30 protein-coding genes are annotated in these 26,644 nt (G+C 63.1%); 15 read left to right on the plus strand and 15 right to left on the minus strand.

Annotation, left to right across the window (positions count from 1 at the left end; genetic code table 11):
• Window positions 1-202: 202 nt before the first annotated feature.
• From ACFOJ9_RS32545 to ACFOJ9_RS32555, 3 genes are all read right to left on the minus strand, one after another.
• A protein-coding gene (locus ACFOJ9_RS32545; RefSeq protein ID WP_378977816.1) for an IS630 family transposase occupies window positions 203-1,146 on the minus strand; the annotation gives its coding sequence in 2 pieces (ribosomal slippage) (window positions 203-811 and window positions 814-1,146; 942 coding nt in all).
• Between the two features lie 165 nt (window positions 1,147-1,311).
• Window positions 1,312-1,518, minus strand: coding sequence for a tautomerase family protein (locus tag ACFOJ9_RS32550; protein ID WP_013528835.1), 207 nt, complete (start codon window positions 1,516-1,518; stop codon window positions 1,312-1,314).
• A gap of 73 nt (window positions 1,519-1,591) precedes the next feature.
• Complete coding sequence (locus tag ACFOJ9_RS32555; protein ID WP_378985298.1) at window positions 1,592-2,512, minus strand: SMP-30/gluconolactonase/LRE family protein; 921 nt, start codon at window positions 2,510-2,512, stop codon at window positions 1,592-1,594.
• Between the two features lie 71 nt (window positions 2,513-2,583).
• Here ACFOJ9_RS32555 and ACFOJ9_RS32560 point away from each other — a divergent pair, with 71 nt between their 5' ends.
• Together ACFOJ9_RS32560 and ACFOJ9_RS32565 are read left to right on the plus strand one after the other, a co-directional pair.
• Window positions 2,584-2,790 (plus strand): hypothetical protein, encoded by a 207-nt coding sequence (locus ACFOJ9_RS32560; RefSeq protein WP_378985300.1) that lies wholly within the window; start codon window positions 2,584-2,586, stop codon window positions 2,788-2,790.
• The gene (locus ACFOJ9_RS32565) at window positions 2,787-2,954 is read left to right on the plus strand and encodes a hypothetical protein (RefSeq protein WP_081738754.1); all 168 of its coding nucleotides are present in this window, start codon (window positions 2,787-2,789) and stop codon (window positions 2,952-2,954) included. The genes ACFOJ9_RS32560 and ACFOJ9_RS32565 overlap by 4 nt, the downstream gene beginning before the upstream one ends.
• A gap of 270 nt (window positions 2,955-3,224) precedes the next feature.
• Here ACFOJ9_RS32565 and ACFOJ9_RS32570 read toward each other — a convergent pair whose 3' ends face one another.
• From ACFOJ9_RS32570 to ccmA, 4 genes are all read right to left on the minus strand, one after another.
• The gene (locus tag ACFOJ9_RS32570; RefSeq protein WP_378985302.1) at window positions 3,225-3,803 is read right to left on the minus strand and encodes a DsbE family thiol:disulfide interchange protein; all 579 of its coding nucleotides are present in this window, start codon (window positions 3,801-3,803) and stop codon (window positions 3,225-3,227) included.
• Window positions 3,800-3,967, minus strand: coding sequence for a heme exporter protein CcmD (gene ccmD, locus ACFOJ9_RS32575; protein ID WP_378985304.1), 168 nt, complete (start codon window positions 3,965-3,967; stop codon window positions 3,800-3,802). Before ccmD ends, ACFOJ9_RS32570 begins: the two co-directional genes overlap by 4 nt.
• Before the next feature lie 132 nt (window positions 3,968-4,099).
• The gene (gene ccmB, locus ACFOJ9_RS32580; RefSeq protein ID WP_352866363.1) at window positions 4,100-4,765 is read right to left on the minus strand and encodes a heme exporter protein CcmB; all 666 of its coding nucleotides are present in this window, start codon (window positions 4,763-4,765) and stop codon (window positions 4,100-4,102) included.
• A gap of 193 nt (window positions 4,766-4,958) precedes the next feature.
• Window positions 4,959-5,582, minus strand: a complete 624-nt coding sequence (gene ccmA / locus ACFOJ9_RS32585; protein WP_378985307.1) for a heme ABC exporter ATP-binding protein CcmA — start codon at window positions 5,580-5,582, stop codon at window positions 4,959-4,961.
• 285 nt (window positions 5,583-5,867) lie between these two features.
• Between ccmA and acnA the strand changes: the two genes are divergently transcribed.
• Window positions 5,868-8,558, plus strand: coding sequence for an aconitate hydratase AcnA (gene acnA, locus ACFOJ9_RS32590; protein ID WP_378985309.1), 2,691 nt, complete (start codon window positions 5,868-5,870; stop codon window positions 8,556-8,558).
• A 76-nt stretch (window positions 8,559-8,634) separates the two neighbouring features.
• On the opposite strand, the gene ACFOJ9_RS32595 is transcribed toward acnA, so the two are convergent.
• Window positions 8,635-9,306, minus strand: a complete 672-nt coding sequence (locus ACFOJ9_RS32595) for a ceramidase domain-containing protein (RefSeq protein WP_378985311.1) — start codon at window positions 9,304-9,306, stop codon at window positions 8,635-8,637.
• A 173-nt stretch (window positions 9,307-9,479) separates the two neighbouring features.
• Between ACFOJ9_RS32595 and ACFOJ9_RS32600 the strand changes: the two genes are divergently transcribed.
• Both ACFOJ9_RS32600 and ACFOJ9_RS32605 read left to right on the plus strand, forming a co-directional pair.
• Window positions 9,480-10,265: a DUF1223 domain-containing protein gene (locus ACFOJ9_RS32600; protein WP_378985313.1), complete on the plus strand. Its 786-nt coding sequence runs from the start codon at window positions 9,480-9,482 to the stop codon at window positions 10,263-10,265.
• Window positions 10,266-10,876: 611 nt separating this feature from the next.
• Window positions 10,877-11,263 (plus strand): DUF2794 domain-containing protein, encoded by a 387-nt coding sequence (locus ACFOJ9_RS32605; RefSeq protein WP_378985315.1) that lies wholly within the window; start codon window positions 10,877-10,879, stop codon window positions 11,261-11,263.
• A gap of 25 nt (window positions 11,264-11,288) precedes the next feature.
• Here the strand turns inward: ACFOJ9_RS32605 and ACFOJ9_RS32610 are convergent.
• The 5 genes from ACFOJ9_RS32610 to ACFOJ9_RS32630 all read right to left on the minus strand — a co-directional run bounded on the left by ACFOJ9_RS32610 (window position 11,289) and on the right by ACFOJ9_RS32630 (window position 17,519).
• A protein-coding gene (locus ACFOJ9_RS32610) for an IS630 family transposase (RefSeq protein WP_378977816.1) occupies window positions 11,289-12,232 on the minus strand; the annotation gives its coding sequence in 2 pieces (ribosomal slippage) (window positions 11,289-11,897 and window positions 11,900-12,232; 942 coding nt in all).
• A gap of 198 nt (window positions 12,233-12,430) precedes the next feature.
• Window positions 12,431-13,009, minus strand: coding sequence for a GNAT family N-acetyltransferase (locus ACFOJ9_RS32615; RefSeq protein ID WP_378985317.1), 579 nt, complete (start codon window positions 13,007-13,009; stop codon window positions 12,431-12,433).
• Window positions 13,010-13,118: 109 nt separating this feature from the next.
• Entirely contained in the window at window positions 13,119-13,898 is a 780-nt protein-coding gene (locus ACFOJ9_RS32620; RefSeq protein WP_378985319.1) for a Bax inhibitor-1/YccA family protein, read from the minus strand.
• Between the two features lie 239 nt (window positions 13,899-14,137).
• Window positions 14,138-16,636: an ABC transporter permease gene (locus ACFOJ9_RS32625; protein WP_378988205.1), complete on the minus strand. Its 2,499-nt coding sequence runs from the start codon at window positions 16,634-16,636 to the stop codon at window positions 14,138-14,140.
• Window positions 16,637-16,823: 187 nt separating this feature from the next.
• Window positions 16,824-17,519 (minus strand): ABC transporter ATP-binding protein, encoded by a 696-nt coding sequence (locus ACFOJ9_RS32630; protein WP_378985321.1) that lies wholly within the window; start codon window positions 17,517-17,519, stop codon window positions 16,824-16,826.
• 87 nt (window positions 17,520-17,606) lie between these two features.
• Here ACFOJ9_RS32630 and ACFOJ9_RS32635 point away from each other — a divergent pair, with 87 nt between their 5' ends.
• Both ACFOJ9_RS32635 and thpR read left to right on the plus strand, forming a co-directional pair.
• Window positions 17,607-18,251 carry an arylesterase gene (locus ACFOJ9_RS32635; RefSeq protein ID WP_378985323.1) on the plus strand — a complete coding sequence of 215 codons (645 nt, stop codon included), beginning with the start codon at window positions 17,607-17,609 and terminating at the stop codon, window positions 18,249-18,251.
• 127 nt (window positions 18,252-18,378) lie between these two features.
• Window positions 18,379-18,975 (plus strand): RNA 2',3'-cyclic phosphodiesterase, encoded by a 597-nt coding sequence (gene thpR / locus ACFOJ9_RS32640; protein WP_378985325.1) that lies wholly within the window; start codon window positions 18,379-18,381, stop codon window positions 18,973-18,975.
• Here thpR and ACFOJ9_RS32645 read toward each other — a convergent pair.
• Window positions 18,879-19,397: a low molecular weight protein-tyrosine-phosphatase gene (locus tag ACFOJ9_RS32645; protein WP_378985327.1), complete on the minus strand. Its 519-nt coding sequence runs from the start codon at window positions 19,395-19,397 to the stop codon at window positions 18,879-18,881. The two genes, thpR and ACFOJ9_RS32645, sit on opposite strands and share 97 nt — an antisense overlap.
• A gap of 106 nt (window positions 19,398-19,503) precedes the next feature.
• Here ACFOJ9_RS32645 and ACFOJ9_RS32650 point away from each other — a divergent pair, with 106 nt between their 5' ends.
• Together ACFOJ9_RS32650 and ACFOJ9_RS32655 are read left to right on the plus strand one after the other, a co-directional pair.
• A complete protein-coding gene (locus ACFOJ9_RS32650) occupies window positions 19,504-19,800 on the plus strand; it encodes a 4a-hydroxytetrahydrobiopterin dehydratase (protein ID WP_378985329.1) in 297 nt (98 codons plus the stop codon).
• Window positions 19,801-19,950: 150 nt separating this feature from the next.
• Window positions 19,951-20,313 (plus strand): YkvA family protein, encoded by a 363-nt coding sequence (locus ACFOJ9_RS32655; protein WP_378985331.1) that lies wholly within the window; start codon window positions 19,951-19,953, stop codon window positions 20,311-20,313.
• Between the two features lie 46 nt (window positions 20,314-20,359).
• On the opposite strand, the gene ACFOJ9_RS32660 is transcribed toward ACFOJ9_RS32655, so the two are convergent.
• Window positions 20,360-20,974, minus strand: a complete 615-nt coding sequence (locus ACFOJ9_RS32660) for a methyltransferase family protein (RefSeq protein ID WP_378985333.1) — start codon at window positions 20,972-20,974, stop codon at window positions 20,360-20,362.
• A gap of 355 nt (window positions 20,975-21,329) precedes the next feature.
• On the opposite strand from ACFOJ9_RS32660, the gene ACFOJ9_RS32665 reads away from it, so the two are divergent.
• The 6 genes from ACFOJ9_RS32665 to ACFOJ9_RS32690 all read left to right on the plus strand — a co-directional run bounded on the left by ACFOJ9_RS32665 (window position 21,330) and on the right by ACFOJ9_RS32690 (window position 26,617).
• Entirely contained in the window at window positions 21,330-21,833 is a 504-nt protein-coding gene (locus ACFOJ9_RS32665; RefSeq protein WP_378985335.1) for an invasion associated locus B family protein, read from the plus strand.
• A 498-nt stretch (window positions 21,834-22,331) separates the two neighbouring features.
• Window positions 22,332-23,567, plus strand: coding sequence for a 23S rRNA (adenine(2503)-C(2))-methyltransferase RlmN (gene rlmN / locus ACFOJ9_RS32670; protein WP_378988208.1), 1,236 nt, complete (start codon window positions 22,332-22,334; stop codon window positions 23,565-23,567).
• On the plus strand, window positions 23,564-24,019 hold the full coding sequence (locus ACFOJ9_RS32675) for a hypothetical protein (protein WP_378985337.1): 456 nt from the start codon (window positions 23,564-23,566) through the stop codon (window positions 24,017-24,019). Before rlmN ends, ACFOJ9_RS32675 begins: the two co-directional genes overlap by 4 nt.
• Complete coding sequence (locus tag ACFOJ9_RS32680; protein WP_378985339.1) at window positions 24,016-24,468, plus strand: hypothetical protein; 453 nt, start codon at window positions 24,016-24,018, stop codon at window positions 24,466-24,468. Before ACFOJ9_RS32675 ends, ACFOJ9_RS32680 begins: the two co-directional genes overlap by 4 nt.
• Window positions 24,469-24,666: 198 nt before the next feature.
• Complete coding sequence (locus ACFOJ9_RS32685) at window positions 24,667-25,254, plus strand: TetR/AcrR family transcriptional regulator (RefSeq protein WP_378985341.1); 588 nt, start codon at window positions 24,667-24,669, stop codon at window positions 25,252-25,254.
• A gap of 79 nt (window positions 25,255-25,333) precedes the next feature.
• Window positions 25,334-26,617, plus strand: a complete 1,284-nt coding sequence (locus tag ACFOJ9_RS32690; protein WP_378985343.1) for an MFS transporter — start codon at window positions 25,334-25,336, stop codon at window positions 26,615-26,617.
• The last annotated feature ends 27 nt before the right edge of the window (window positions 26,618-26,644 follow it).

The raw sequence follows: 26,644 nt of genomic DNA on the forward strand, positions 1-26,644 counted from the left end.
CGTCATCCTAGGGCGGAGCAAGGAGCGAAGCGACGCGGCGCAGACCCTAGGATCCATGCCGCGACCTTTGCCAGAAAATGCTGCGGTTCAGGAGGGGCGCAAGACAGCCCGGCATTGGATACTACACGCGCTCGCCAAAAGCAGAATTGCACCGTTGTGCCGTGCTCGAAAGTCGCGGCATGGATCCTAGAGCGGGATGAGATTAGTTTCGGTCATAGCCGGAGTTTTCGAAGTAGTGTGAGCACTCTGCCGGTGTGACGCGATTGAGGGTTTGGCCGATCGCGTCGCAGACGGCTTCGACGGTTCGGCTTGCGGCCTTTCTCAGCCAGTGCTTGAGCTTTGAAAAGAGCTGCTCGATCGGATTGAGGTCGGGCGAGTATTTCGGCAGGAAGAAGAGCCTTGCGCCGGCGGCGCGTATGGCGCGGCGCACCGCCTTGCCTTTGTGCGAGCCGAGATTGTCCATGATGACTATATCCCCCGGCTGGAGGGTCGGCGCGAGAACCTTCTCGACATAGAGGAGGAACCTCTCGCCGTTGATCGGCCCATCGATCAGCCAAGGCGCATCGACGCGATCGTGGCGCAGCGCGGCCAGGAAGGTCATGGTCTTCCAGTGGCCGTGCGGCACTTTGGCCTTGATGCGCTGGCCCACCGGCGCCCAGCCCCTGAGCGGCGACATGTTGGTCTTGGTCCAGGTCTCGTCAATGAAGACCAGTCGCGTGGGATCGATCCGGCCCCGATACTTCGTCCACTGCAGCCGCCGTCGCGCGACATCGGGACGATCCTGTTCGGCGGCGATCAGCGTCTTTTTTTGTGAGTGAGCTTCTCGGCATGCACGAACTCCCATACCGAACGGTAGTCGACCTTCAGACCACGCTCACCAAGCTCGGCCACAAGGCCGCGCAAGGTGAAGTCCCCGTCGTGACAGCGCTCGATCAGCCAGTCGCGCCACGCTCCCGAGAGTTTCTTCGGTTTGTAGCCGCCCACCTGGCGAGGCGCGGCACTGCCAGTCTCTTCAACACGCTTAAGCCACGCAATGGCCGCGCTATAGCTGACGCCAAATCGAGCCGCCGCGGCGCGCCGCGAGAGCCCTTCCGTCTTAACCGCGGCGACAACCCGCTCGCGAAGGTCCATCGAATATCCTGCCATCCATACTGGCCTCCTCCAGTATGAAGGTTGAATCAGAACAAAGGTGATTTGGGAATCCCACGACTCTTACAAATCCCATCCCACCTAGGGTCTCCGCTACGTCGCTTCGCGACTGCTTCGCCCTAGGATGACGAAGGCGTGGGGCGTGGCTGCCACGCCTTCGAACTACCCCTTTCGCAGCGTCTCCACATCGGTCTTCCCAACATACCAGTCGCGCGCATTGACCTCCTCGAAGACCACCCAGACATCGTCATTGCTGAGACCAGTGGCATCCATGATGGCCGCCGTGACCTTTTTGGCGATATCCGCCTTCTTGCCCGCCGGATCGGCGGCGATCACTTCCTTGACGATGCGGATGTTGACGAATGGCATTTTTGTCCTCCCGGGATGTTCGTGCGCGCGACCCGCTTCGACGAACTGTCGAACGGTCGCCAGTGCTCCAGTCTCAGTAAGTCTTGGCGCCGTTGACCATCAGCCGCACCATGTAGAGCGAGGTGGTGCCGGCGATATAGAGGCAATTCAGCTTGTTGCCGCCGAACACGCAATTGGCGGTGACTTCCGGCACCTTGACCTTGCCGATCAGCGTGCCATCTGGATCGTAGCAATGGATGCCGTCGGCGGCACTGGTCCAGATGCGTCCGTCCTCGTCGAGCCGGAAGCCGTCGAACAGGCCGGCCGTGCAATCGGCGAAGATTTTTTCGCCGGAGACCTTCTTGCCGCCCTTGCCGACATTGAACACCCGCATATGCGCCGGATTCTGCGCGCCATGCGTGCGGCCGGTGTCGACGACATAGAGCTTGCTCTCGTCGAGCGAGAAGGCGATCCCGTTGGGCCTGACCATGTCGGTGATGACGGCTTCGACCTCGCCGGTGCCGGGATCGACGCGGTAGACATGGCAGGCGCCGATTTCGCTCTCGGCCTTGTCGCCTTCATAGTCGGTGTCGATGCCGTAGCTCGGATCGGTGAACCAGATCGAGCCGTCCGACTTCACCACCGCGTCGTTGGGTGAGTTCAACCGCTTGCCCTTCCATTTGGCGGCGATGGTGGTGACAGAGCCGTCGAACTCGGTGCGGCTGACGCGGCGACCCGAATGCTCGCAGGTGACCAGCCGGCCCTGCCGGTCGACAGTGTTGCCGTTGGCGTTGCCGGATGGCTGCCGGAAGACGCTGACATTGCCGTCAGTCTCGTCGTAGCGCAGCATGCGGTTGTTGGGGATATCGGACCAGACGACATAGCGCCCGGCGGCGAACCAGGCCGGCCCTTCCGCCCACTGGCATCCGGTGAACAGCTTCTCGACCTGCGCGTTGCCGTTGAACAGGCGCGCGAAGCGTGGATCGAGAATTTCATAATAGTCTGCGGCCGCCATACTTTCCTCCCGGCATCAATGACGTCAGATCAAGCCAGCCGGAGGGACAGAAGGCAACGTGGGTACGCACAGTGTCATACAAAAAGCGCAGCCAAGACAGATCGCTTGCCGGCTCTGCGCGTGACGTCAACGCCGCATTAACCGGCTATGCGCTGGGCGCAATGGTGCATTGCAACATCTTCTTTTTGCAACGCACCATTACTATGTCATGCTTCGTATCGATCAAGGGAGGAAGAAACGGCCGCCGAAATGCGGCGCCAAAAGGAACCTTGCTATGATCCTCGACAGTCTCATGACCCGCGCTCGCAACAGCATTGCCAAGCGCAAGCACTACAACCGCCTTGTCGCCGAAATCGACAGCTTTTCCAGCCGCGATCTGGCCGACATGCGCGCCGACCGCTCGGAAATGCTCTACCAGGTCCACAAGCAGATCTACGGCTGAGCTGACGCCATCATCCGGGGGTGAGCGGAACGCGCACCCTTCAGGACGTCGGCGGGACAGCACCCCCCTCTGTCCTGCCGGACATCTCCCCCGCAAGGAGGGAGATTGGCAGTTTCGCTGACGGCGCACTTTCACACGCTGATAATTGGCGAAGATCGAGGTGACGTCCGATCTCCCCCCTTGCGGGGGAGATGCCCGGCAGGGCAGAGGGGGGTGCGCGGGAACTCGAACGAGCGTCTTGAAACGCCGCACCCTTCGACGGGCTTGTCCTCAGTTCGGTGCCGCCAGCGCCTTGTCGATCTGCGGCAGTAAGAGATCCCTCGCCGTCTCGGGCGTCAGCGGGCCGACATGCTTGTAGGCGATCTTGCCGTCCTTGCCGATGACGAAGGTCTCCGGCACGCCGTAGACGCCCCAGTCGATCGCCGTTCGGCCGGCTTCGTCGACGCCGATCGCCTGGAACGGATTGCCGAGATCGCCGAGGAACCGGCGGGCGTTTTCCGGCTGGTCTTTGTAATTCAGCGCCGCCATGGTGAAACGCTTGTCCTGCGCCAGCGCCAGCAGCACCGGGTGCTCTTCGCGGCATGGCGCGCACCACGACGCAAAGACGTTGACCAATGTGACCTTGCCGGCGAAGGATTTCGAATCGAGCCCCGGCAGGTTTGAGCCCTCCAGCGCCGGCAGGTTGGTCTGCGGCGCCGGCAGGCCGATCAGAGCCGAGGGCACTTCCGAAACATCGCGTCCCGACAACAGCTGCGACAGGAACAGTCCAGCCAGGCCGAGGAAGATCAACAGCGGCAAGAGCACGATCAGGCGGCGACGTGGCGTCGGCGTTTCCGTTTCGGTGCTCATGGCTTGGCGGCCTTGTCGGAGCGCCGCTGCACGCCAGCCGCTTCCAGTTCGGCGAGTTCGCGCTTGCGCGCCCGTTGGTCAAACAGGATCCAGCCGATCAGCCCGATCAGCACCACGGCGGTGATGCCATAAGCGGCGGTCACGTAAAGTGCGTGCGCGCTCATGCGGCAGGCCCCGCCAAGGTGCGGCCTTCCAAACCGATCATTTCACCCAGTCCAGACATGCCTTCCCTTAACCTCGCGCCGCCGGCTTCGCAATCGCCGCCGCGCCGCGGCCATCGAACTCATGCGGCCGCCTCAATCCGTGCCATGGCGCAGCGCCAGCGCCGCCGAGACCGGACCCAGCACTGCAAGAAACAGGGTCAGCGCGGCAAGAATGAGGAAGGGCTGCAAAAACGGATCGGGATTGGCGGTCGCGCCATAGCTCGCCGAAACGCCGAAGATCAACACCGGAATGGTCAGCGGCAGCACCAGCACCGAGATCAGCAGCCCGCCGCGCGGCAGCGCCACCGCCACCGCGGCACCGGCGGCGCCGATGAAGGTGATTGCTGGCGTCCCGACCAGCAGCGTCAGCGCCGTGGCGCCGATGCCGAGCGGCTCCATGTTCATGAACAGCCCGAGCAAGGGCGCGGCGATGACCAGCGGCAAAACGCTGCCCGCCCAATGCGCCAGGCATTTCGTCAGCACTGTAAGCGCCAACATGTGGCGGTCGTTGCCGAGCACCAGCAGATCGAGCGAGCCGTCCTCGCGGTCGGCCTGGAACAGCCGATCGAGGCCGAGCAGGCAGGACAGCAGCGCACCGATCCACAGGATCGCCGGCCCGATGCGGGCAAGCAGCTTCAGGTCCGGCCCGACACCGAACGGGATGGTGGCAATGACGGCAAGAAAGAAGATCACGCCGGTAAGCGCGCCGCCGCCGGCACGGATGTTGAGGCGGATGTCGCGCAGGAAGAGGGCTAGCATGGTATGAGATGCCTTCGCCCAGGCACCCCCCTCTGGCCTGCCGGCCATCTCCCCCGCAAGGGGGGAGATTGGATGCCGCCACGACCTTCGCCAATCTCCAATGTTGGAAGGCTGGCGGAACGCATGAGCTGCAAATCTCCCCCCTTGCGGGGGAGATGGCCGGCAGGCCAGAGGGGGGTGCCTCGCACCGACATCAATCCGTTTCCCCCATCCTCAACTCCATCCCCTCGATCCCAAGCGGCAGATGCGTCGCAGCGACAATCATCCCTCCGTCTCCGCAATGCCTCGTCATCAACCCCGCGAATCGCCCCTCCGAAGCCTTGTCCAGCCCGGCCGTCGGCTCATCCAGCAACCACAGCGGCCGGTGGCTGACCAAAAGCTTGGCGATCGCCGCGCGGCGCCGCTGCCCGGTCGACAGATAGCCGAACGGCAGGTGGCCGATGCCGCCAAGCCCGACCGTTTCAAGCGCCTCTTCGACGTCCAGCTGTCCATGGCCGTTGAAGTCGCGCCAGAAGCGCAGGTTCTCCGCCACGCTGAGCGCTGGCTTCATCGCGTTCTGGTGGCCGAGATAGTGGCAGGCCGACGCGATCGACGGAAACGCCTCGCCCCCGTCTTCAAGTTTCATAACGTCTTCAATCTTCACCCTGCCTTCCGCCACCGGAAGCAGCCCGGCAATGACCCGCAGCAAGGTCGATTTGCCGGATCCATTCGGCCCGGTGACGACAAGCGCCTGCCCGTCCTCCAGGGCAAAGCCGATGCCGCAAAACACCGTGTCGCCGCCGCGTTCGCCGCCCAGATTTTCGGCGATCAGCCGCATCCCTCGCCTGCCCTGGAAACCACGTGCCGCGGCAGCTGCCGCATCGCACAAATTTGCTTTCCAACTGTCTAGAACTATTCCAGAAAATTCTCTATATGCGGTGCATCCGTGCCAGCGGTCGGCGCGGGAACAGAATTAGCGCCGAACCAGCGCACGCGCCGCCTTGAACGGCTCGGGTTGCTTGGGAACGGACAGCGGAAATGGCCGTACCCGCACCTTTGCGCGTGATTGCATGCCATCGGCGTCCGTTCCCTTTCAGGCTGAACAGACAAGGACGGATCGCACGTGTCAAAATCCCTCGACAGTTTCAATTGCCGCCGCACGCTGACCGCAAGCGGCGCCGAGTATGCCTATTTCGACCTCATCGAGGCCGAGAAGAACGGCCTCACCGGCATCTCCCAGCTGCCCTATTCGATGAAGGTGCTGCTGGAGAACCTGCTGCGCAACGAGGACGGCCGCTCCGTCACCAAGGAATCGATCCAGGCGGTGGCCGGCTGGCTGACCGACAAGGGCACCGCCGGCGTCGAGATCGCCTATCGCCCGGCCCGCGTGTTGATGCAGGATTTCACCGGCGTTCCGGCGGTGGTCGACCTTGCCGCCATGCGCGACGCCATGGCCTCGCTCGGCGGCGATCCGCAGAAGATCAACCCGCTGGTGCCCGTCGACCTCGTTATCGACCATTCCGTCATCGTCGATGAATTCGGCACGCCGATGGCCTTCGCCCGCAATGTCGAGCTCGAATACGAGCGCAACGAGGAACGCTACAAGTTCCTGAAATGGGGCCAGCAGGCCTTCCGCAATTTCCGCGTCGTGCCGCCCGGCACCGGCATCTGCCACCAGGTCAACCTCGAATATCTCGGCCAGGTGGTGTGGACCAACACCGAGGACGGCGAAACCACAGCCTATCCCGACACCTGCGTCGGCACCGATTCGCACACCACCATGATCAACGGCCTTGGCGTGCTCGGCTGGGGCGTCGGCGGTATCGAGGCCGAGGCGGCCATGCTCGGCCAGCCCGTCTCCATGCTTTTGCCTGAGGTCATCGGCTTCCGCCTCACCGGCAGGCTCAAGGAAGGCGTCACCGCCACCGACCTCGTGCTGACCGTCACCCAGATGCTGCGCAAGAAGGGCGTCGTCGGCAAGTTCGTCGAATTCTTCGGCCCGGGCCTGTCCAACATGACCCTGGCCGACCGCGCCACCATCGGCAACATGGCGCCCGAATATGGCGCCACCTGCGGCTTCTTCCCGGTCGATTCGGAAACCATCCGCTATCTCACAATGTCGGGCCGCAGCGAGGACCGCATCGCGCTGGTCGAGGCCTATTCCAAGGCGCAAGGGTTGTGGCGCGACACCGGCTCGGCCGACCCGGTGTTCACCGACCTGCTCGAACTGGAACTTGGCTCGGTCGTGCCGTCGATGGCCGGCCCCAAGCGGCCCGAGGGCCGCGTCGCGCTGGAAGGCATTCCGGAAGGCTTCGCCAAGGCGATGGAGACCGAATACAAGAAGGCCGCCGAAATCTCCAAGCGCTATGCCGTCGAAGGCACAGACCATGACCTCGGCCATGGCGATGTCGTGATCGCCGCCATCACCTCCTGCACCAACACCTCGAACCCGAGCGTGCTGATCGGCGCCGGCCTTTTGGCCCGCAACGCCAACCGCCTCGGTTTGAAGCAGAAACCGTGGGTGAAGACCTCGCTGGCCCCCGGCAGCCAGGTGGTGGCCGAATATCTGGAGAAATCCGGCCTGCAGAAGGAGCTCGACCAGATCGGCTTCAACCTGGTCGGCTTCGGCTGCACCACCTGCATCGGCAATTCCGGCCCGCTGCCGGCGCCGATCTCGAAGACCATCAACGACAAGGGCTTGATCGCCGCCGCGGTCTTGTCCGGCAACCGCAATTTCGAAGGCCGTGTCTCTCCGGATGTGCAGGCGAACTATTTGGCGTCACCGCCGCTGGTCGTGGCGCACGCGCTAGCCGGCACCGTCACCAGGGACCTCACCACGGAACCGCTCGGCGACGACAAGAACGGCAACCCCGTCTACCTCAAGGATATCTGGCCAAGCTCGGCCGAGATCCAGGAGTTCATCGAGAAGAATGTCACTCGCGAGCTGTTCGCCCGCAAATATGCCGACGTCTTCAAGGGCGACGAATACTGGCAGAACGTCAAGGCGCCGGAAGGCCAGACCTATGCCTGGGACGACAATTCGACCTATGTGCAGAACCCGCCCTATTTCGCCGGCATGACATCAGGTTTCGGCAAGATCAGCGACATCAAGGGCGCCCGCGTGCTTGGCCTGTTCGGCGACAAGATCACCACCGACCACATTTCGCCGGCCGGATCGATCAAGGCGGCCTCACCGGCGGGAAAATACCTCACCGACCACGGCGTCGGCGTCGCCGACTTCAACCAGTACGGCACACGGCGCGGCAATCACGAGGTGATGATGCGCGGCACCTTCGCCAACATCCGCATCCGCAACCACATGCTGGGTGAGAACGGCCGCGAGGGCGGCTACACCATCCACTACCCGTCGAAGGAAGAGGAATCGATCTACGACGCGGCGATGGGATACAAGAAGGAAGGCGTGCCGCTGGTCATCTTCGCCGGCGTCGAATACGGCAACGGCTCGTCGCGCGACTGGGCGGCCAAAGGAACGAATCTCCTTGGTGTCCGCGCGGTCATCGCCCAGTCCTTCGAGCGCATCCATCGCTCGAACCTGGTCGGCATGGGCGTCATCCCCTTCGTCTTCGAGGACGGCACTTCCTGGGCCACGCTCAATCTCAAAGGTGACGAGCTGGTCGAGATCGACGGACTGAGCACGATCAAGCCGCGCCAGACGATGATCGCCAAGGTCACCTATGGCGACGGCACTGTGGAGAACGTGCCGATCATCTGCCGCATCGATACGCTGGACGAGCTCGACTACTTCAAGAACGGCGGCATCCTGCAATACGTGCTGCGCGATCTGGCTGCGTAGGGAATAGGGAGTAGGCAGTAGGGAATAGAGACCCCTACTGCCTACTGCCTACTGCCTACTGCCTACTGCCTACTGCCTACTGCCCTGATTTCGGCGCCCCAAAGCGCGCTGCTGCCGCCAGAAGCACGCCGAGCATCAGGCCGTTGAGGATGTGCCAGAGGAAGTGCGTGCCGAGCGGGAAGCTGCCGCAGACCACCGGGTCGATCATCCGGCAGATGACGGACACGACGAAGATCGCCGATCCCGCCAGATTGTACCAGCCGGCGCGATTGCCGCTGGCCGCCACCAGCGCGCCGAAGAAGGCGAGCGCAAGGAACGGCGGCAGATAGCCCGTCGTGCCGTTCGACGCCTGGCGCAGCCAGTCCGGCACGGCCAGGGTTATCACCCCGGCAATCACGTAGAAGGCAATGAAGATGGCGATCGCCTTGCCCCATCGCATGCCGAGGAAGCGGCGCAGATTGAACAGCGTGTAAGCCAGCGTGAAGCCGGCGATCGGCAGCACATCGGCCCAGACCGTGCCCTTGGTGGCAAAGGTGTGGAAGAACGTCGAGCCGATGCCGATCGCCACCACCCACCAAGCCAGTACCTCGGCGAAGGTGCCGGTGCCCAGCCTCCGCACCTCGCGCACGCCCCACAGGCCGGCGGCGATGAAGGCGAGGTTCGTCAGGGCGTTGACCGGCTCGGACCAGAATTCCGGCCCGGTCCGCTCGCAATAGAGGTCGACCGGCGCCAAAAGAGTTTGCCACATCGTGATTGCCGCCCGAATCGGTTTCTATCCTGAAGCGCAGACTTTCTCCTATTGCGCCGTTGCGGTCGGCTGCAATGGCAAAATTTCACCGCAACGTGACTTCCCGTTGACTTCCGGTTCTGCCACATATTTCAGCAATCAAGATAAAGCCGGCACCACCGGCGGGAATCGGAATGGCCATGGCCTCGCGAAAATCATTGTGGCTGGCAGCCTGTGCGCTGGCCTTCTCGGCGTTTGCCGACGCCGGCCATGCTGGCGAGCCCGACCGAGCCCAGGCCAACAAGCCTCAGCTCGAAAGACCATTGGGCGTGGTCGAGCTGTTCACCAGCCAGGGCTGCAATTCCTGTCCGCCGGCCGATGCGTTGTTCGCCGAACTTGTCGCCAAGGAAGACATCGTCGCGCTCGCCTATCATGTCGACTACTGGGACTATCTCGGCTGGCAGGACACGCTGAGCCGCAAGGAGAACACCGAACGGCAATATGACTATATGCGCGCCTTCGGCAGCCGCTCCGTCTATACGCCGCAGGCCGTCATCAACGGCCGCGTCCACGTCAACGGCGCCAGCCGCGGCGAGGTCGATGGCGCGCTCGCCCGCATGGCAAAGAGCGGCGAAGGCATGCGCGTCGCCATCAAGGTCAGCCGCACCAGCGACCGCGTGATGATCGACGCCGGCGATGCCGGCAACGGCCCCAGCGATGCCCACGTCGTCATCGTCTATTTCGATCCGCCGCAGACGGTCAAGATCGGCGAGGGCGAGAACACCGGCCGCAAGATGACCTACTGGAATGCGGTCACCGGCATCCAGACCGCCGGCATGTGGCACGGCAAGGCGCAGCGCTACGAACTGCCGATGAGCGAGATTGCCAAGAAGGGCGGCTGCGCCGTGCTGCTGCAGTCGGTCGGCAAGGACGGCATGCCCGGCCCCATTCTGGGCGCCGCCTTCATTCACAAGCCGTAACGGGGCGTCCGCGTCGCCCCTCATCTTCGCTAGGACCGCAGATGAGAGAGGCCCCCTCATCCGGCCGCTTCGCGGCCACCTTCGCCCCGAGGGCGAAGAGGTAAAGCGCCGCCGCGATCTCCTTTCCCCTCGGGGAGAGGTCGGATTGTCCCGAATTGCCGCTTCGCAATTCGGTTGGCAATCCGGGTGAGGGGACGCGACGCTCGGTGAAAAACCGCACCCGACTCAACAGACATGAAAAAACCGACGTCAGCTTGCTTCTGACGTCGGTCATTTAGGTTTTGGGATCGTCGCACCCAGTTCTTCCGAGGAAGAGCCGAGGTTGGTTCGATCCGACGCAGACCCGTGGGCGGGGGGCTTGGGGTTTACGAGCCGGTGCCGGACCGAACCGTCTCAGGCAACGCCGGTAAATTCGTCGGACATTGGGGCATGAGCGCGGATAAAAAAAGGCAGAAATGTGGCGAAGCATCACCAATTCCAACAGGGCGTTTCATAAAAGTGACTGGACGTCGCGGAAACAGCGCGGCGCAGCCCTGCTTCGCCGGGTCTTGCAATTCAGCCGCGAACACGCCAACTTTGGGTGGCAAAGATTCATTTTGAAGGATCGAGGCATGACCGATGACGGTAGCGGGACGGGGGATGGGGACGCATCCGCAATATTGATCCCGCTGCACGAGGCGCGACGCGAGCGCCTCGATCAGCCGGTGCGGTTCGACCGGCGCGAGTTGGATCAGATCCTCAGGCTCTACGGGCGCATGGTCGCCGCCAATGAATGGCGTGACTACGCCATCGATCATCTCACCGACCGCGCTGTGTTTTCCGTGTTCCGCCGCACCAGCGAAGTGCCGCTGTTCCAGATCGTCAAGGATCCGAAACTGGCCCGCAAGCAGGGCGCCTTTGCCGTCATTGCCGCCGGCGGCCGCATCTTGAAGCGCGGCCAGGAGCTCGGCCGCGTGCTTGGGATCTTTGACAGCAAGCTGAAAGTGGTTGAGGCCTGAGCTGGGGAATTAGAGCGGGATGAGATTAGTTTCGGTCATAGCCGGAGTTTTCGAAGTAGTGTGAGCACTCTGCCGGTGTGACGCGATTGAGGGTTTGGCCGATCGCGTCGCAGACGGCTTCGACGGTTCGGCTTGCGGCCTTTCTCAGCCAGTGCTTGAGCTTTGAAAAGAGCTGCTCGATCGGATTGAGGTCGGGCGAGTATTTCGGCAGGAAGAAGAGCCTTGCGCCGGCGGCGCGTATGGCGCGGCGCACCGCCTTGCCTTTGTGCGAGCCGAGATTGTCCATGATGACTATATCCCCCGGCTGGAGGGTCGGCGCGAGAACCTTCTCGACATAGAGGAGGAACCTCTCGCCGTTGATCGGCCCATCGATCAGCCAAGGCGCATCGACGCGATCGTGGCGCAGCGCGGCCAGGAAGGTCATGGTCTTCCAGTGGCCGTGCGGCACTTTGGCCTTGATGCGCTGGCCCACCGGCGCCCAGCCCCTGAGCGGCGACATGTTGGTCTTGGTCCAGGTCTCGTCAATGAAGACCAGTCGCGTGGGATCGATCCGGCCCCGATACTTCGTCCACTGCAGCCGCCGTCGCGCGACATCGGGACGATCCTGTTCGGCGGCGATCAGCGTCTTTTTTTGTGAGTGAGCTTCTCGGCATGCACGAACTCCCATACCGAACGGTAGTCGACCTTCAGACCACGCTCACCAAGCTCGGCCACAAGGCCGCGCAAGGTGAAGTCCCCGTCGTGACAGCGCTCGATCAGCCAGTCGCGCCACGCTCCCGAGAGTTTCTTCGGTTTGTAGCCGCCCACCTGGCGAGGCGCGGCACTGCCAGTCTCTTCAACACGCTTAAGCCACGCAATGGCCGCGCTATAGCTGACGCCAAATCGAGCCGCCGCGGCGCGCCGCGAGAGCCCTTCCGTCTTAACCGCGGCGACAACCCGCTCGCGAAGGTCCATCGAATATCCTGCCATCCATACTGGCCTCCTCCAGTATGAAGGTTGAATCAGAACAAAGGTGATTTGGGAATCCCACGACTCTTACAAATCCCATCCCGCTCTAGAGCAGGGGGAATTGAAGAACTGGAGAATTGATGAGTTGAAGAAAAGGCCCTCAGCGTCATATATAGCCGCTGTTTCTTTTGTTCTTCAGCTCTTCAACTCCCCAATTCTTCAGTTCCCTCCAAGGCCTTCGCGGAACTTCCGCTCCGGCAGCGATTCGGGATCGGGCGGCGCCGAGGCCCCGCCATTCAGCGACAGCTGCATGAACACCGTATCCAACCAGCGCCCGTGCTTGTAGCCGGAGCCTTCAAGGCGTCCCGAATGGCGAAAGCCGAGCTTTTCGTGCAGCCGCACCGAGGCGCTGTCGGGACGGCCATCGCCGATCACCGCGATGACCTGGCGAAAGCCCGCGACCCGCACCGCCTCGATCAGCTGCTGCATCAGCAGCAAGCCGACCCCCTGGCCCTTGGCCCAGGGCGCGACATAGACCGAATCCTCGACGATGAAGCGATAGGCCGGGCGCGGCCGGAAGGCACCGGCATAGGCGTAGCCGAGAACGGCGCCGTCCTTTTCCGCCACCAGATAAGGAAATCCGCCGGCCATCAAACTGTCGAAACGGGCGCCCATCTCGGCGCGGCTGGGTGGCTCCAGCTCGTAGCTCGCCGTGCCTTGGGTCACCGCGTCGGCATAGATGTCCGTGATCCGGTTGAGGTCGGTCACCGTCGCGGGTCGAATCGTAATACTGCTCATAATTTATGCATGCCATTTCCCTGCTCGCAATAACAGCAAAGACCGGCGCAAAAGAAAAGGGCGGCCATTGGGCCGCCCTTTGGAACTCGATGGTCCAGCGTTGCTGGAACTAGCGACGGTCGCCCATGAACTGCAGCAGGAACATGAACAGGTTGATGAAGTCGAGATAGAGCGTCAGCGCGCCCATGATCGCCTTGCGGCCGGCGACATCCGAAGCGTCGCCCTCGAAATACATCTCCTTGATCTTCTGCGTGTCATAGGCGGTGAGGCCCGAGAAGATCAGCACGCCGAGCGCCGAGACGGCGAAGGACAGTGCCGACGACTGCAGGAAGATGTTGATCACCGACGCGATGATGATGCCGAACACGCCCATGATCAGGAACGAACCGAAGGCGGTCAGGTCGCGCTTGGTGGTGTAGCCGTAGAGCGACAGTGCGCCGAAGGCCGCGGCGGTGGCAAAGAAGGTCTGCGAAATGCTGGCCGTGGTGTAGACCAGGAAGATCGACGACAGCGACAGGCCGACGAGGCCGGCATAGACCCAAAACGTCGTCTGCGCCGCCGAAACGCTCATCGACTGGACGCGGAACGACAGGAACAGCACGGCGGCCAGCGGTGCCAGCATCACCACCCAGCGCAGCGGCGAGCCGAAGATCGCGTAGCCGAACGAGGTCAGCATCTCGCCGCTTGGCAGCGTCGCGACAGCCGAAGCCGGATCGGTGGTGGTGGCAAGCATGATCGTGCCGACAGCGGCAAGACCGGTGATGAGGAGGCCAAGCCCCATCAGATTGTAGACCTTGATCATGTAGGCGCGCAGGCCCTGATCGATGTCAGCACCGACGCCGACGCCGGGCACGGCGCGCGTCTGGTAGTTGCGAATGGGATCAGCCATTGTAGTCCTCTATTTGCTTCTGCCCCGTCCGGTGTCAGGTCCTTCCAGACCCAGGCGCCGCTGGCAGGGCTCCAGCATGCCTGTGGCGAAATATGATGGTTATTCGCGTCAAGAACAAGACCGTAACCGGGTGTAATGCTTCGTGAGATACCAGTGGTCCGGTTTTCCGGCCTTTTGCAGCGCAACATTACGCCGATTTAACCAAAATGTCGGCCGCCGACACAGGACTCACGCGGGACTCAGAGGTTGCGCAGCACCGGTGCTGCCTTGTGGCCGAGCACCCGCCAGGTGCCGGCGAGGCCGATGCCGACCGTGATCACCAGCGAAAACAGAATGGTCGCCACCGCCACCTCGGGCATGAAATGCGACGGCAATGTCATGATGCGGGCAACGACGAACCAGGCAGCGGCACTGCCCGCCGCCAGCGCGAAGATCGCGGTGGCGAGCCCGATCAGCATGTATTCGAGCGAGAAGGCTGATATCAGCGTCCTGCGCGTAGCGCCAAGCGTCTTCAGCACCACCGCATCATGGATGCGCGCCCGGTTGCCGGCGGCGAGCGCGCCGGCCAGCACCAGCACCGAAGCGATCAGCGCCACGCCGGCCGCGGCGCGGATCGCCGTGCCAAGCTGCCCCACCAGCCGGTTGACGATTTCGAGCGCATCCTTGACCCGGACCGTCGTCACCGCTGGGAAAGCGCGGGTGACGGCATTGAGGATACGGGCATCGTCGGCCGTCGAGGCATTCTTTTCGGTCAGCGTCGCCATCCAGCCGTGCGGCGCGCCTGCAAATGTGTTGGGCGAGAACACCATGACGAAATTGATGCCCATCGTCTCCCATTCGACCTGACGGAAATTGGCGATCCTGGCCGTGACATTGCGACCGAGAACATTGACGGTGATGGTGTCGCCGAGCTTCATCCCGATCTCTTTGCCTTCCACCGCCGAAAACGAGACCAGCGGCTCGCCGCTATAATTGTCCGGCCACCAGTTGCCCTCGGTCAGCGTCGCGTTCTCCGGTTGCCTGGCGTCATAGGTCAGCCCGCGATCGCCCTTCAGCACCCAGTTGCCTTCCGCCGGCACCTTCACCTTGTCGACATCGACGCCGTTCAGCGCCATCACCCGGCCGCGCAGCATCGGCACCTTGGCCAGCGCTCCCTGCGGTGCCTCCTTGCCGATCAGCGCGGAGAAAGAATCGACATCACTGCTCTGGATGTCGACGAAGAAGAAGTTCGGTGCCCGCTCCGGCAGGCTGCCGGAGATCTGCCGCCGCAGATTGCCGTCGATCAGCGCCAGCGTCACCAGCAGCGTCAGCCCGAGCCCCAGCGACAGCACCACCGATGGCGTCAAGGCGCCTGGCCGATGGATGTTGCCGACCGCGAGCCGCAGCGCCACGAAGCGCACACGCGGGCTCTTTTTCGCCACCCATTGCACCAATGCACCGACAAGGCGCAGCACCAGGAAAGCGAAGATGGTGGCGCCGACGAAGATCGAGGCGATGCGCTGGTCGCCCGAGAACAAAATTGCCAGCGCCGCCAGCAACAGCGCGATGCCAACCGCCGCCGCGATATAGACGGGACGCGGGAAGCCGCGGCCTTCCAGCCCCATCTCGCGAAACAACGCGGTCGCCGGCACGTCGCGGGCGCGGCCGAGCGGCAGCAGCGCGAAGGCCAGCGTCACCAGCAGGCCGAACAGCGCCGCCATGCCGAGCGCGCCGGGATAGAAGCCGCCTTCCGCTGGAACCGGGATGACAGATTGGAGTGCGGCACTAGCCGCGAACGGCATCAGCGCGCCCAGCACCAGGCCGAGCACGATGCCGAGAGCGGCGATGATCAGGATCTGCACCAGATAGACGACAAAGACGAAGCCGCCCGAAGCGCCCAGGCTCTTGAAGGTGGCAATGACGCCACGCTTGCCGTCGAGATAGGCGCGCACCGCATTGGCGACGCCGACGCCGCCGACCACCAGCGCCGTCAGCCCGACCAGGGTCAGGAACTGCGAGAAGCGTTCGATGTTGGACGACAGCGCCGGGGCCGCGTTGCTGCGCGTGCGGATCGACCAGCCGGCTTCCGGAAAATCACTGGCCGCCTGATCCTGGATGGCCTTCAGCCTTGCCTCGTCGGCTTCGGCCGGCAGCCGGATCTTGTAGGCATTCTCGACCAGGCTGCCCGGCTGGATCAGTCCGGTGGCCGCCAGCCCTTCGGTCGAGATCATCAGCCTTGGCGCGAAGCCGAAACCGTCGGACACAGCGTCCGGTTCGGTGACCAGCCTGGCGCGCAGTTCGAAGGTGGCGGTGCCGAGCTTCAGCCGGTCGCCGAGCTTAAGATGCAGCCGCTCGAACAGCAGGTCGGGAGCCGCGGCGCCAAAAACGCCGAACTCTTCGCCGAACAGTTCCTGCTTCGACAGTACGGGCTCGGTCTCCAGCGTGCCGTAGAGCGGATAGGCATGGTCGACCGCCTTGGCCTCGACCAGCGCCTGGTCGGTTCCGTCGGCGAGACGCGCCATCGAGCGCATGCTGGCGGTGCGCGAAATCTCGCCCAGCCCATTAAGGAAACCGCGTTCGGCCTGGCTAGCGTCACGCTGGTTGATCTGGAAGCGAAGATCGCCGCCAAGCAGCGTCTGGCCCTGATTGGCGACGCCGGCGGTGATCGAACGCGCCACCGAGTTGACGCCGCCAATGGCCGCGACGCCGAGCGCAATGCAGGCGAGGAAGATCAGGAAGCCGGACAGGCCGCCGCGCATCTCGCGCAGCGAAAAGCGGACAGCGAGTGAAATGGTACGCGACCAGCCAGCCCCCTCATCCGGCCGCTTCGCGGCCACCTTCTCCCCGAGGGGAGAAGAGGTCGCCAGCGCCGGTGCCTGCCTCTTCTCCCCAGCGGGGAGAAGGTGGCCCGAAGGGCCGGATGAGGGTGTCTTTTGCGTCATGGCTCTACGCCGTCACTTTAAGCAAGGGCGCATCCTCGATCCGTCCCGACCGCATCGAAACCTGGCGCGAACAGCGTGCCGCAAGCGCCGGATCATGGGTGACCAGCACCAGCGTCATGCCGCGCTCGGCCGCCTTGGCGAATAGAAGGTCGGCGACCTGCCGCCCCGTCGCCTGGTCGAGATTGCCGGTCGGCTCGTCGGCGATCAGAATGCGCGGCGACGGCGCCAATGCGCGGGCGATCGCCACGCGCTGCTGCTCGCCGCCCGACAATTCGCCGGGATAGTGGGTGACACGGTCACTGAGGCCAACCGCCGCCAGCTCGCGCGCCGCCACCGAAAACGGATCGGCATGGCCGGCCAGCTCCAGCGGCACCGCGACATTTTCGAGCGCCGTCATGTTGGGAATGAGATGGAAGGACTGGAACACAATGCCAATGTTTCGGCCGCGAAACGAAGCAATCTGGTCCTCGTTTTTGCCGTTGAGCAGCTCGCCGGCGATTCGGACCGTACCCGAATCGACCCTTTCCAGGCCTGCCAGAACCATCAGCAATGTCGACTTGCCGGAGCCCGAAGGCCCGACGATGCCGGTCGCCTCGCCAGCCGCCACATCGAGGCTGACGCCCTTCAGCACGTGGACGGAAGAGGCCCCTTCGCCGAGGGTCAGGGATACGTCTTTCAGCGCGATGACGGCTTCTGTCAAAATGAAAGCGTCCTATATGGAGGATGAAGGCTCTGCTTGCCGGAAGCCGTCGCCGGAAGAATTCCTTGCTCATATGGGGCCTGCCGCATGTCTTTCAAACGCAGTATTGCCGCAGGCTTGATGGTTTTCCTCGCCATTTGCGGCGCCATGTCGTCGGCGCGTGCCGAGCCGTTCAAGATCGTCGGCTTCGGTGACAGCCTGATGGCGGGCTTCGGCCTTGGGCCGGACCAGGGCTTTACCGACAGGCTGCAGGCAGCGCTCGGCGCCAAGGGCCATGATGTGACCGTCGCCAATGCAGGCGTCTCCGGCGACACGACGAGTGGCGGCCTGGCGCGGCTCGACTGGTCGGTGCCAGACGGCACGCAACTGGTCATCCTCGAACTCGGCGCCAACGACATGCTGCGCGGTGTTTCGCCCGACATCACCAAAAAGAATCTCGACGACATGCTGGGCGGACTGAAGGAGCGCAAGATTGCCGTGCTTTTGGCCGGCATGCGCGCCGCACCCAATCTCGGCCCCGACTACCAGAACGCCTTCGACGCCATCTTTCCGGACCTGGCCAGGAAATACGACGTTGCGCTCTACCCGTTCTTTCTCGACGGCGTCGCCGGCCAGCCTGGCATGCAGCTCGAGGACGGCTTGCATCCGAACCCGCAGGGCGTCGACCAGATAGTCGAACGCATCCTGCCGACGGTCGAGAAGGCCATCGCGGCGGTGCCGGGCGGTTCGTAAGGCGGGACTGAAGCTGTTTCCGTTGGGGAAACTTTTTACAATGACTGTGACCAACAAACATCTTGCCCCATTTGACTATCGATGATTCGCTATGGGTACAGTTCGATTCGAGGAAGGGAGGCTCTTCATGCCGCGTCTTTTCACCGCCCTCGAAATACCGCGTGACGCCGCCCTTTCGCTGTCCCTGCTGCGGGGCGGCCTGCCAGGCGCCCGCTGGATCGACGTCGAGAACTACCATTTGACGCTGCGCTTCATCGGCGATGTCCCAGGCCATGTCGCCGACGAGATCGCCAACGCGCTCGACCGCGTCCACCGCCCTTCCTTCTCGCTGACCTTGTCCGGCGTCGGTGCTTTCGGCCAGAAGAAACCGCACGCGGTGTGGGCCGGCGCTTCCGCCTCGCCCGATCTTGCCGCCCTTCAGGGCGAGATCGACCGCATCTGCCAACGGCTCGGCATCCCCGCCGACCCGCGCAAGTTCATGCCGCATGTCACACTTGCAAGGCTACGCAATTCGACCCCACTGGACGTCGCCCAGTATCTGTCGGCACGTGGCAATTTCTCGACGCTGCCGTTTCGCATTGGCCGTTTCGTGCTGATGTCGTCGCGCGATTCGGTCGGCGGCGGCCCCTACATCGTCGAGGAAGCCTGGCCGCTGTCGGGCACGGACGCCCGCGCCCCCAGCCTTGTCGCCAGCGCCTCCGACGCCTCGCGGATCATGCGGTAGACCGAAGCGAAGGCTTCCGCTCCGTCATAATAGGGGTCCGGCACGTCAGCTGCCTTGCCGTGTGCGAATTCCAGGAACAGTTGCACCCGGTCGCGCATGGCTGCCGGCGCCAGTGCTTTCAAGTCGGCGACATTCGACCGGTCCATGCCGAGGATCAGGTCGAAGCGGGAGAAATCCTGCGGCGTGATCTTGCGCGCCCTCTGTCCGGAAATGTCGAGGCCGTGGCGCACCGCAACCGCGATCGAGCGTGGGTCCGGGGCAGAGCCGACCTCCCAGCCACTGGTCGCCGCTGAATCGAGCAGGATATCCCGGTCCGACCCGTGCTCCGCCCAAACGGCGCGAAAGACACCTTCCGCCAGCGGCGACCGGCAGATGTTGCCGAGGCAGACGAAGAGAATGGAATTTATGGGCTTCGCGCTCATCGATCCGGATTTGTTTTGTGCATGTCGTTATCCCAAAACCGCAACGCACTTTTGGGCGACATGCACTATGGTGAGAGTCATTTTGGAAATAGCACGGGAAGCTGACATGACGAGAGAGAAACTGGGCAAGGACGCAATCGCCGCCGCGTTGGTCGGGCTTGAAGGCTGGGCACCGGCGGCGGACGGCGCCTCCATCAAGCGCACATTCACCTTCGCGAATTTCTCCGAGGCTTTCGCCTTCATGACCCGCGTCGCGCTTGCCGCCGAGAAGATGGACCATCATCCCGACTGGTCAAATGTCTACAAGACCGTCGACGTGACGCTGAACACCCACGATGCCGGCGGCGTCACCGCGCTCGATATCGATCTGGCGAAGAAGATGAACCGCTTTGCCGGCAGTTGAAGCCCGCTATCGCCCCGGGTATCGCAACGTCGGCGACACGGCAGCAAACCCAAATCGGCGCCGGCATCTTGCAGTGGGGGTCGGGTTTCACCACATTTTCGCTCGCGGGCATGCGCCGGGATGCGCATGCGCCCCTGCAAGGAGAGACTGATGGCGCAACATTCCGGTTTTGATTTCTTCGGCTTTGGCGGCAAGCTCGGCGACGAGAACGAAGTGCGCGAGAAATTCTGGCGCACGGCTAAGAAGGCCGCGCGTCAGATCCCCTTCATGGAAGAGGTCGTGGCCGCCTATTACTGCGCCATGGACAAGAACACGCCGCTGCGCGCCAAGGGCGTCTTGCTGGCCGCGCTCGGCTATTTCGTCCTGCCGGTAGACGTCATCCCCGACTTCGTCCTCGGGCTCGGCTTCACCGACGACATCGCCGTGCTCACCGCCGCGATCACCGCCGTCAGCGCCCACATCACCCCGGCGCACCGGCAGGCCGCCAAGGACGCCATCGCCGACAAGGGCTGAGCCGGTGCGGCGCAAAGGGTGGCACGAGTCTCGGTGCCGCGGCCGGTCAAATCCACCGCCGCACTCGCGCCTTGTAGGCACGATAGGTATCGCCGAATTTCCGCTCCAGATAACGCTCTTCCCGCGCGATGACGCCGGTATTGATCACCCACAGCAACGGGACGACCAGCCCGATGGCCCAAAAACTTCCCGCCGCGACGCCCAGGCCCAAATAGACAAGGGTCGCTCCCAGATAAAACGGGTTCCTGGTTCGCCGGTAGATGCCGTCGACGACCAGGGCCGTCGTCGGCAGGGTCGGCGGAATGTTGGTGCCTGCGGCGCGAAAGCGCCCCGCCGCCATGAAGATGATGCCGAAGCCGCACGCCGCGAGCACGGCACCGCTCAGATAGCGGGCGGGCGCCTGCGCGGCCAGGGCCGGGAGCGGAATGACCGTCTCTAGGACCGCAGCCGCCGCCAGGAAGCCAAGAAAAATCAAAGGTGGCAGCGCAATGACTCCGGCCACGTCGGGCGCGCCCGGTCCGCCTGTAGCCTCCCTGCCATCCGATCGCGGCACCGCCGCAGCGGCGTCGGTCACCGCCCGCATGGCAACACGAATGCCGAACCCGATCAACAGAACGACGGTGCCGCCCGCCAGGATCAGGACTGTCTCGGAAAAGGCCATGATCGTATCTCCCATACGCCGCCAATGAGGCGCCTGGGCCGAGCACCTTGGAAACGAACGCAGGCATCCTACCGGCTGGAGGGAAATTCGTCACGCGTCTCGGAAGCCAGGATGGCTGGAGGACCTGGTTTGAAAAGTCAAACTCTTGCCGCTTTCGTGGCCTCCAAGTCGCCGAAGGGACGTCGCGCCACCCGCTGAGAGGGCGGCGGCGCGGGAATGGCGGCGGTTTCCTCGGGTGAGGGTCCTTTTCTCAAAGGAAATTCACCGTTTGGTAACCCAGATTAAATCAAAATGAAGCGACGGGCAGGACGCCAAGCCGGCCTGCCTCCGCACCAGTTGGAATACGGGAAAAGCGATGCGCGGATTGATTGCACTAGTTTCGAGCCTGGTCCTGGTGGCCGTGGCAGCGCCGGCACTGGCGCAGTCGGCGACCAAGATCGGCCAGCACAATGCCTGGGGCACCTACAGCTACCAGGCATCGGGCGGCAAGGTCTGCTATGTCCTGACCGTGCCGACCAACAAGCAGCCGCCGACGCTCGACCATGGCGACATGTTCTTCTTCGTCAGCCAGCGGCCTGGCCAGCAAGTTTCCTACGAGCCGCAATTCATTGCCGGCTACAACTTCCAGGATGGCTCCAAGGCCACCGTCACCATCGACAAGAAGACCTTCTCGATGTTCACGCGCGGCAAGTCGGCCTGGGTCGAGAACGCCGCCGAGGAGCCGGTGCTGATCGCCGCCATGAAGACCGGCACCGACATGAAGGTGACGGCCAAGTCCGGCCGCGGCAACCCGACCAGCTATGTCTTCTCGCTGAAGGGCATTTCGGCGGCACTGACGTCGATCGCCAAGTGCAAATAGGCAAAGCTACTTTTTGAGGGAAAGGCCGGCCGCGAAGCCCGGCCTTTGCTTTTCAGCCTTGGCTCGATCAGCGAGCATGAAAACCCAGGGAAGCTTTCAATCAGGCGGAAGCAGTGCTTCGGTGAAAGATCGACCCCCCACTCCGTCGAGCTTCGCTCGCCACCTCTCCCCCGATCGACGGGAGAGAGGAAAGGCGCGAATTCGCCAGCCTTGGCTCCCTTCCTCTCCCTCCGGAGGGGGGAGAGGTGGCGCTGCGAAGCAGCGACGGAGTGGGGGAAGCCATTCGCCAAACGCGCAGCCGCCGCAAGACAGGCATAACCCTGTGGAGGAGGAGAAATGCCCGGCAGGGCAATGAGGGCGGCGCCGACCTTCCAGGTCAGGCGATCGTTCATTGAAGCGCCCGCGCATGACTCTGCGCTCAACCTGTGCTATGCGCCGCGCTTCCTTTCCGGCACGATGCGTGAAATCGGCCGCAAACCACTTATATCAGTGCAAACCATGACCCTTTCATTCGATCTCACCATTGACGGCGCCCGTGACGCGTTGCGCGCCCGCTCGGCACAGCCCGAAAAGCCGTCGCTGATCGGCCTGACGCGGGTCGAGCTCGCCGAGGCTCTGGTTGCATCAGGCACTGTGCCCGAGCGCCAGGCGAAAATGCGCGCCCAGCAGCTGTGGCACTGGATGTATGTGCGCGGCGTCTCCGATTTCGCCGGCATGTTCAACATCTCCAAGGATCTGCGCGCCGAGCTGGACAAGCACTTCACCGTCGCCAGGCCCGAGATCGTCGAGGAGCAGATTTCCGCCGACGGCACGCGCAAATGGCTGTTCCGCTTCCCGCCGCGCGGCGCCGGCCGGCCGGTCGAGATCGAAACCGTCTACATTCCCGAGGAAGGCCGCGGCACGCTGTGCATCTCCTCGCAGGTCGGCTGCACGCTGACCTGCTCGTTCTGCCACACCGGCACGCAGAAGCTGGTGCGCAATTTGACGGCCGAGGAAATCCTCGCCCAGCTGTTGACCGCCCGCGACCGGCTCGGCGATTTCCCCGATCGCGACACCCCGGACGGCGCCATCGTGCCGGCCGAGGGCCGCAAAGTGTCCAACATCGTCATGATGGGCATGGGCGAGCCCCTCTACAATTTCGAGGCGGTGAAGAAGGCGCTGCTGATCGCCTCCGACGGCGATGGTCTTTCCTTGTCGAAGAGGCGCATCACTCTGTCGACCTCCGGCGTCGTGCCCGAAATCTTCCGCACCGGCGAGGAGATCGGCGTCATGCTGGCGATCTCGCTGCACGCTACCAATGACGATCTGCGCGACCTCCTGGTGCCGATCAACAAGAAGTATCCGCTGAAGGAACTGATCGCCGCCTGCCGCGCCTATCCCGGCCTGTCGAACGCCAGGCGCATCACCTTCGAGTATGTGATGCTGAAGGACGTCAACGATTCCATCGAGGACGCCAAGGGGCTGATCAAGCTGCTCAAGGGCATTCCGGCCAAGATCAATTTGATCCCGTTCAACCCGTGGCCGGGCACCAACTATCAGTGCTCGGACTGGGAGACGATCGAGAAATTCGCCGACTACATCAACAATGCCGGCTATGCCTCGCCGATCCGCACGCCACGCGGCCGCGACATCCTGGCCGCCTGCGGCCAGCTCAAGTCCGACTCCGAGCGCATGCGCAAGGTCGACCGGCTGGCCCTGGAGGCCATGATGATCGCGGGGCACGGCGAGGCGTGACCCGCCGCTTCGCCTGGTTGCAGCGCCTCGCCATCATGGCAGTCGGCTATTTCGCCGCCGTGCTGACCTCGATCCTGGTCCCGGTGCTGCTGATCGCTCTTCTGGAAGGCATTGAAGACGGCAACTGGTCCATCATTTTCGCCTTCGACTGGCTGGGCTCCTTCCCGCTCGCCGTGTTGACCGTGATGGTTGGCGCGCTGCTGATCGTCGGCCCGGCGCTCTTTGTCGCCGAACGGTTTTCGCTTCGGGGATGGTTCTACTTTGCCGCCACGGGTGCGATCACGTCTATCGCCTTTGGCGTATCCATGCCGCGCTCGGCAGGCAGTTTTGTTTTCAACCCGGGCTTTCTCGGTTTTCTGGCCACGGCCGGCATTGCCGCCGGTTCGGTCTACTGGCTTATGGCTGGGCGCAAGTCTGGCATGCGCCGGGATCTGGGCCGGGATTTGGGATGATCCGTCTCGTCGGCTACCTCGTCCGTTTCACTGTTATCCTGTTCGGCTATGCCGTCGCCTCGCTGGCAGCGAGCGCCTTCCTCAACGTCCTGTTCCTGGCATCGCTCGGCTACGCGCCGGAGCACGCGCGCCCGACGGCGACCGCTTCCCTGTATTTTTCAATTCCCTTCGTCGCCCTGTTCGTCGCTTATTTCGCCCTGATGCCGACTTCCGTCGTCATCCTGGTTGCCGAAATCCTCGGCCGGCGCGACTGGCTGTTCTATGCGCTGGCGGGTGCGGTGGTTGCGGCCGTTTTCCTCGGCCTTGTCGACCACAGCGGTGACACCACCTTCGCGGTGACCGACACCAGCGCCATCATGGCGGTGATCGGCGGCGGCATGGTCGGCGGCATCTTCTACTGGCTTAGCGCCGGGCGCTGGGCCGGAAGCTGGTGGCAAGGCGAACCATGATCCCGAACCGAAGGACCGCGCCAGCGAAGAGCGGGTACCGGTTTTCGGAAAAGATCATGGCCAAACGGGAAGCCCTATCCGAAAGCAGATGGCCGAGATGGGTAGATTTCAGACCGGTGCGCGAGATCCCCTATTGCTGTCATGCCGCATCCGGCGCGCAGTCGTTGACTTTCTAGACGACCGGTCTATTATTGCGTGATGACCAGGACCGACACCCGAGAAATCCTGATTGAGCAAGGCCTGAAAGCGCTGCTGGACGACGGCTATGACGGAACAGGGATCGGCCCCATCCTCAAGTCTGCAGGCGTCCCCAAAGGTTCATTTTACCATTTCTTCGAAAGCAAGGAGGCGTTTGCCTCAGCCGTTCTGGAAACCTATGCGGAGCGGTATCGAAACGCGCGTAATGACATCCTTTTTGACCGGAGCCGATCGCCGATCGACCGGTTGCGACGTTATTTTGACTATCTCGAACGGCTGTTCGGTGATGATGGCGTACATGGATGCCTGTTCGGCAGCCTTGCCCAGTCCGCTGCACCGCGGAGCGACGGCTTTCGCCGCAAGCTGAAGCAGGCTTTCGCGCAATGGCAGGAGGACCTCGCGCAAGTTCTGCAGGAAGCGCAGGACCGGGACGAGCTGTCCGCGACACTGGATCCTGATCAGGTCGCGGCCTTTCTGATCGATGCCTATGAAGGCGCGCTGGTCCGGGCAAAAGCGGAAGAAGATGTCGCCCCGCTAAGGCGGTTTACGTCGATCATGCTTGATCGCCTGTTGTCGCCAGGCCGGTAGGAGGTTTTTTGTCCGCTTTAAAGACGACCGTCTACTTCCAAAAGCAGCCTCTGCCCTGGCAAAGCGGTGCGGTCCGGCCTTGACCGGATTCCTGATCGCCATCCTTCTGACAAGCCTCGTGGCTGCGACCTACGGTTTCGGCATCTATCTGTTTTCGCAACTCGTACCCGATATGCGCGACGATCTCGGCTTCGCCTACGGGCTCGTTGGCACGATCACGGCGGCTGGCCAGATCGGCTTCCTCGCCTTTGCGATGGGCGCGGCATGGCTGGCTCCCAAGATCGGTGGCGCGCAGGTCGTGATCGGTTCGGTGATGCTTTGTGCAATCAGCCTGCTTCTGTTGCCCATGACGAAGAGCGTACCGGTCATGGGGCTGCTCCTGGTCGTCATGAGTGGAACGGCGGCCTCCGTCTGGGTCCCCATGGTGGAAATCGTGGCGCGCACGATTTCTTATCGGCACCGCGGCAAGGTTCTGGGTCTGGCATCCAGCGGCACCAGCTATGGCGTCTTCATAAACAGCCTGCTGGTGCCGGCCTTCGTCCTCAACGGCAACTGGCGCGGCGTTTGGTACGCCGTCGGCGCAGGCGCGCTCGCTGTCTGCGCCATCGCTCTGTTCGCGTTCTGGTGGCTCGGTCTGTTCCAGCGGCGGCCGAATGACACGAAAGCGGTGAGGGAGGCTGCCGCCGATCCGCGACGTAGCGGCGTCTTTGCGGATCTGCGTGAAGTCGCTGCGCCCTGGGTCCTGATCGTCTGGTTCATCACCTTCATGAACGGGTTCTCGACGCTGCCATTTCAGAACTATCTCGCGCCTTATCTGCGCGAAGAGCTTGGCTTTGACGTCAATCTTGCTGCCCAGGTCTGGGGTACAATCGGGCTCGTGGGCATGTTTGCCGGTTTCGTTGTTGGCTGGTTGTCCGACCGAACCGGAGTGCGGCTGGCGTTGCTGGTCTGCTATGTCAGTATCTTTTTGTCGTGTGTCATCCTGGTGGCTGTCCCCACAGGCTATCTGCCGCTTGCGGCTGGAACACTGTTCGCGCTCGCCTTTTATCCCATATTCGGGCTTGTTCCTGCCTATGTCGCCAAGCGCACGGGAGGAAGACAAACAACCGTTATTTTCGGCGTTGCCAATGTCACGCTCGGCATCGGTGGAATGATAGGCAACTATATGGGCGGCATCATTGCGGATCTGACGGGAAGCTTTGTCTGGATTTACGTCGCCGTTGCCGCTTCGATGGTGGTTCTCATGTTGGTGTCACTCCGCTTGCCGCCGGAGGTCAAGAACATCCTGGCCGGAGAGACCGGAGCGCATTGCAGGACGCCGAACTCTGCCCTTCCGGCACGCCATGAATCTGCATGCCGATGAGACGTCGTCAGAGTGATCGGGTTTGAC

The organism is Mesorhizobium cantuariense (genome assembly GCF_042647205.1).
Classification (GTDB): domain Bacteria; phylum Pseudomonadota; class Alphaproteobacteria; order Rhizobiales; family Rhizobiaceae; genus Mesorhizobium; species Mesorhizobium cantuariense.

Bases quoted from the DNA above. Each gene is read 5' to 3' on its own strand.
- ccmA (WP_378985307.1), bottom strand. From the start codon at position 5,582: ATGCGGCTGATCGCCGAAAATCTGGGCGGCGAACGCGGCGGCGACACG.
- ACFOJ9_RS32685 (WP_378985341.1), top strand. From the start codon at position 24,667: ATGACCAGGACCGACACCCGAGAAATCCTGATTGAGCAAGGCCTGAAA.
- ACFOJ9_RS32565 (WP_081738754.1), top strand. From the start codon at position 2,787: ATGATCCTCGACAGTCTCATGACCCGCGCTCGCAACAGCATTGCCAAG.
- ACFOJ9_RS32650 (WP_378985329.1), top strand. From the start codon at position 19,504: ATGACGAGAGAGAAACTGGGCAAGGACGCAATCGCCGCCGCGTTGGTC.
- ACFOJ9_RS32680 (WP_378985339.1), top strand. From the start codon at position 24,016: ATGATCCGTCTCGTCGGCTACCTCGTCCGTTTCACTGTTATCCTGTTC.
- ACFOJ9_RS32605 (WP_378985315.1), top strand. From the start codon at position 10,877: ATGACCGATGACGGTAGCGGGACGGGGGATGGGGACGCATCCGCAATA.
- ccmB (WP_352866363.1), bottom strand. From the start codon at position 4,765: ATGCTAGCCCTCTTCCTGCGCGACATCCGCCTCAACATCCGTGCCGGC.
- ACFOJ9_RS32620 (WP_378985319.1), bottom strand. From the start codon at position 13,898: ATGGCTGATCCCATTCGCAACTACCAGACGCGCGCCGTGCCCGGCGTC.
- ACFOJ9_RS32555 (WP_378985298.1), bottom strand. From the start codon at position 2,512: ATGGCGGCCGCAGACTATTATGAAATTCTCGATCCACGCTTCGCGCGC.
- thpR (WP_378985325.1), top strand. From the start codon at position 18,379: ATGCCGCGTCTTTTCACCGCCCTCGAAATACCGCGTGACGCCGCCCTT.
- ACFOJ9_RS32665 (WP_378985335.1), top strand. From the start codon at position 21,330: ATGCGCGGATTGATTGCACTAGTTTCGAGCCTGGTCCTGGTGGCCGTG.
- ACFOJ9_RS32600 (WP_378985313.1), top strand. From the start codon at position 9,480: ATGGCCATGGCCTCGCGAAAATCATTGTGGCTGGCAGCCTGTGCGCTG.
- ACFOJ9_RS32550 (WP_013528835.1), bottom strand. From the start codon at position 1,518: ATGCCATTCGTCAACATCCGCATCGTCAAGGAAGTGATCGCCGCCGAT.
- ACFOJ9_RS32625 (WP_378988205.1), bottom strand. From the start codon at position 16,636: ATGCGCGGCGGCCTGTCCGGCTTCCTGATCTTCCTCGCCTGCATTGCG.
- rlmN (WP_378988208.1), top strand. From the start codon at position 22,332: ATGACCCTTTCATTCGATCTCACCATTGACGGCGCCCGTGACGCGTTG.
- ACFOJ9_RS32655 (WP_378985331.1), top strand. From the start codon at position 19,951: ATGGCGCAACATTCCGGTTTTGATTTCTTCGGCTTTGGCGGCAAGCTC.
- ACFOJ9_RS32645 (WP_378985327.1), bottom strand. From the start codon at position 19,397: ATGAGCGCGAAGCCCATAAATTCCATTCTCTTCGTCTGCCTCGGCAAC.
- ACFOJ9_RS32570 (WP_378985302.1), bottom strand. From the start codon at position 3,803: ATGAGCACCGAAACGGAAACGCCGACGCCACGTCGCCGCCTGATCGTG.
- ACFOJ9_RS32635 (WP_378985323.1), top strand. From the start codon at position 17,607: ATGTCTTTCAAACGCAGTATTGCCGCAGGCTTGATGGTTTTCCTCGCC.
- ACFOJ9_RS32615 (WP_378985317.1), bottom strand. From the start codon at position 13,009: ATGAGCAGTATTACGATTCGACCCGCGACGGTGACCGACCTCAACCGG.
- ccmD (WP_378985304.1), bottom strand. From the start codon at position 3,967: ATGAGCGCGCACGCACTTTACGTGACCGCCGCTTATGGCATCACCGCC.
- ACFOJ9_RS32660 (WP_378985333.1), bottom strand. From the start codon at position 20,974: ATGGCCTTTTCCGAGACAGTCCTGATCCTGGCGGGCGGCACCGTCGTT.
- ACFOJ9_RS32595 (WP_378985311.1), bottom strand. From the start codon at position 9,306: ATGTGGCAAACTCTTTTGGCGCCGGTCGACCTCTATTGCGAGCGGACC.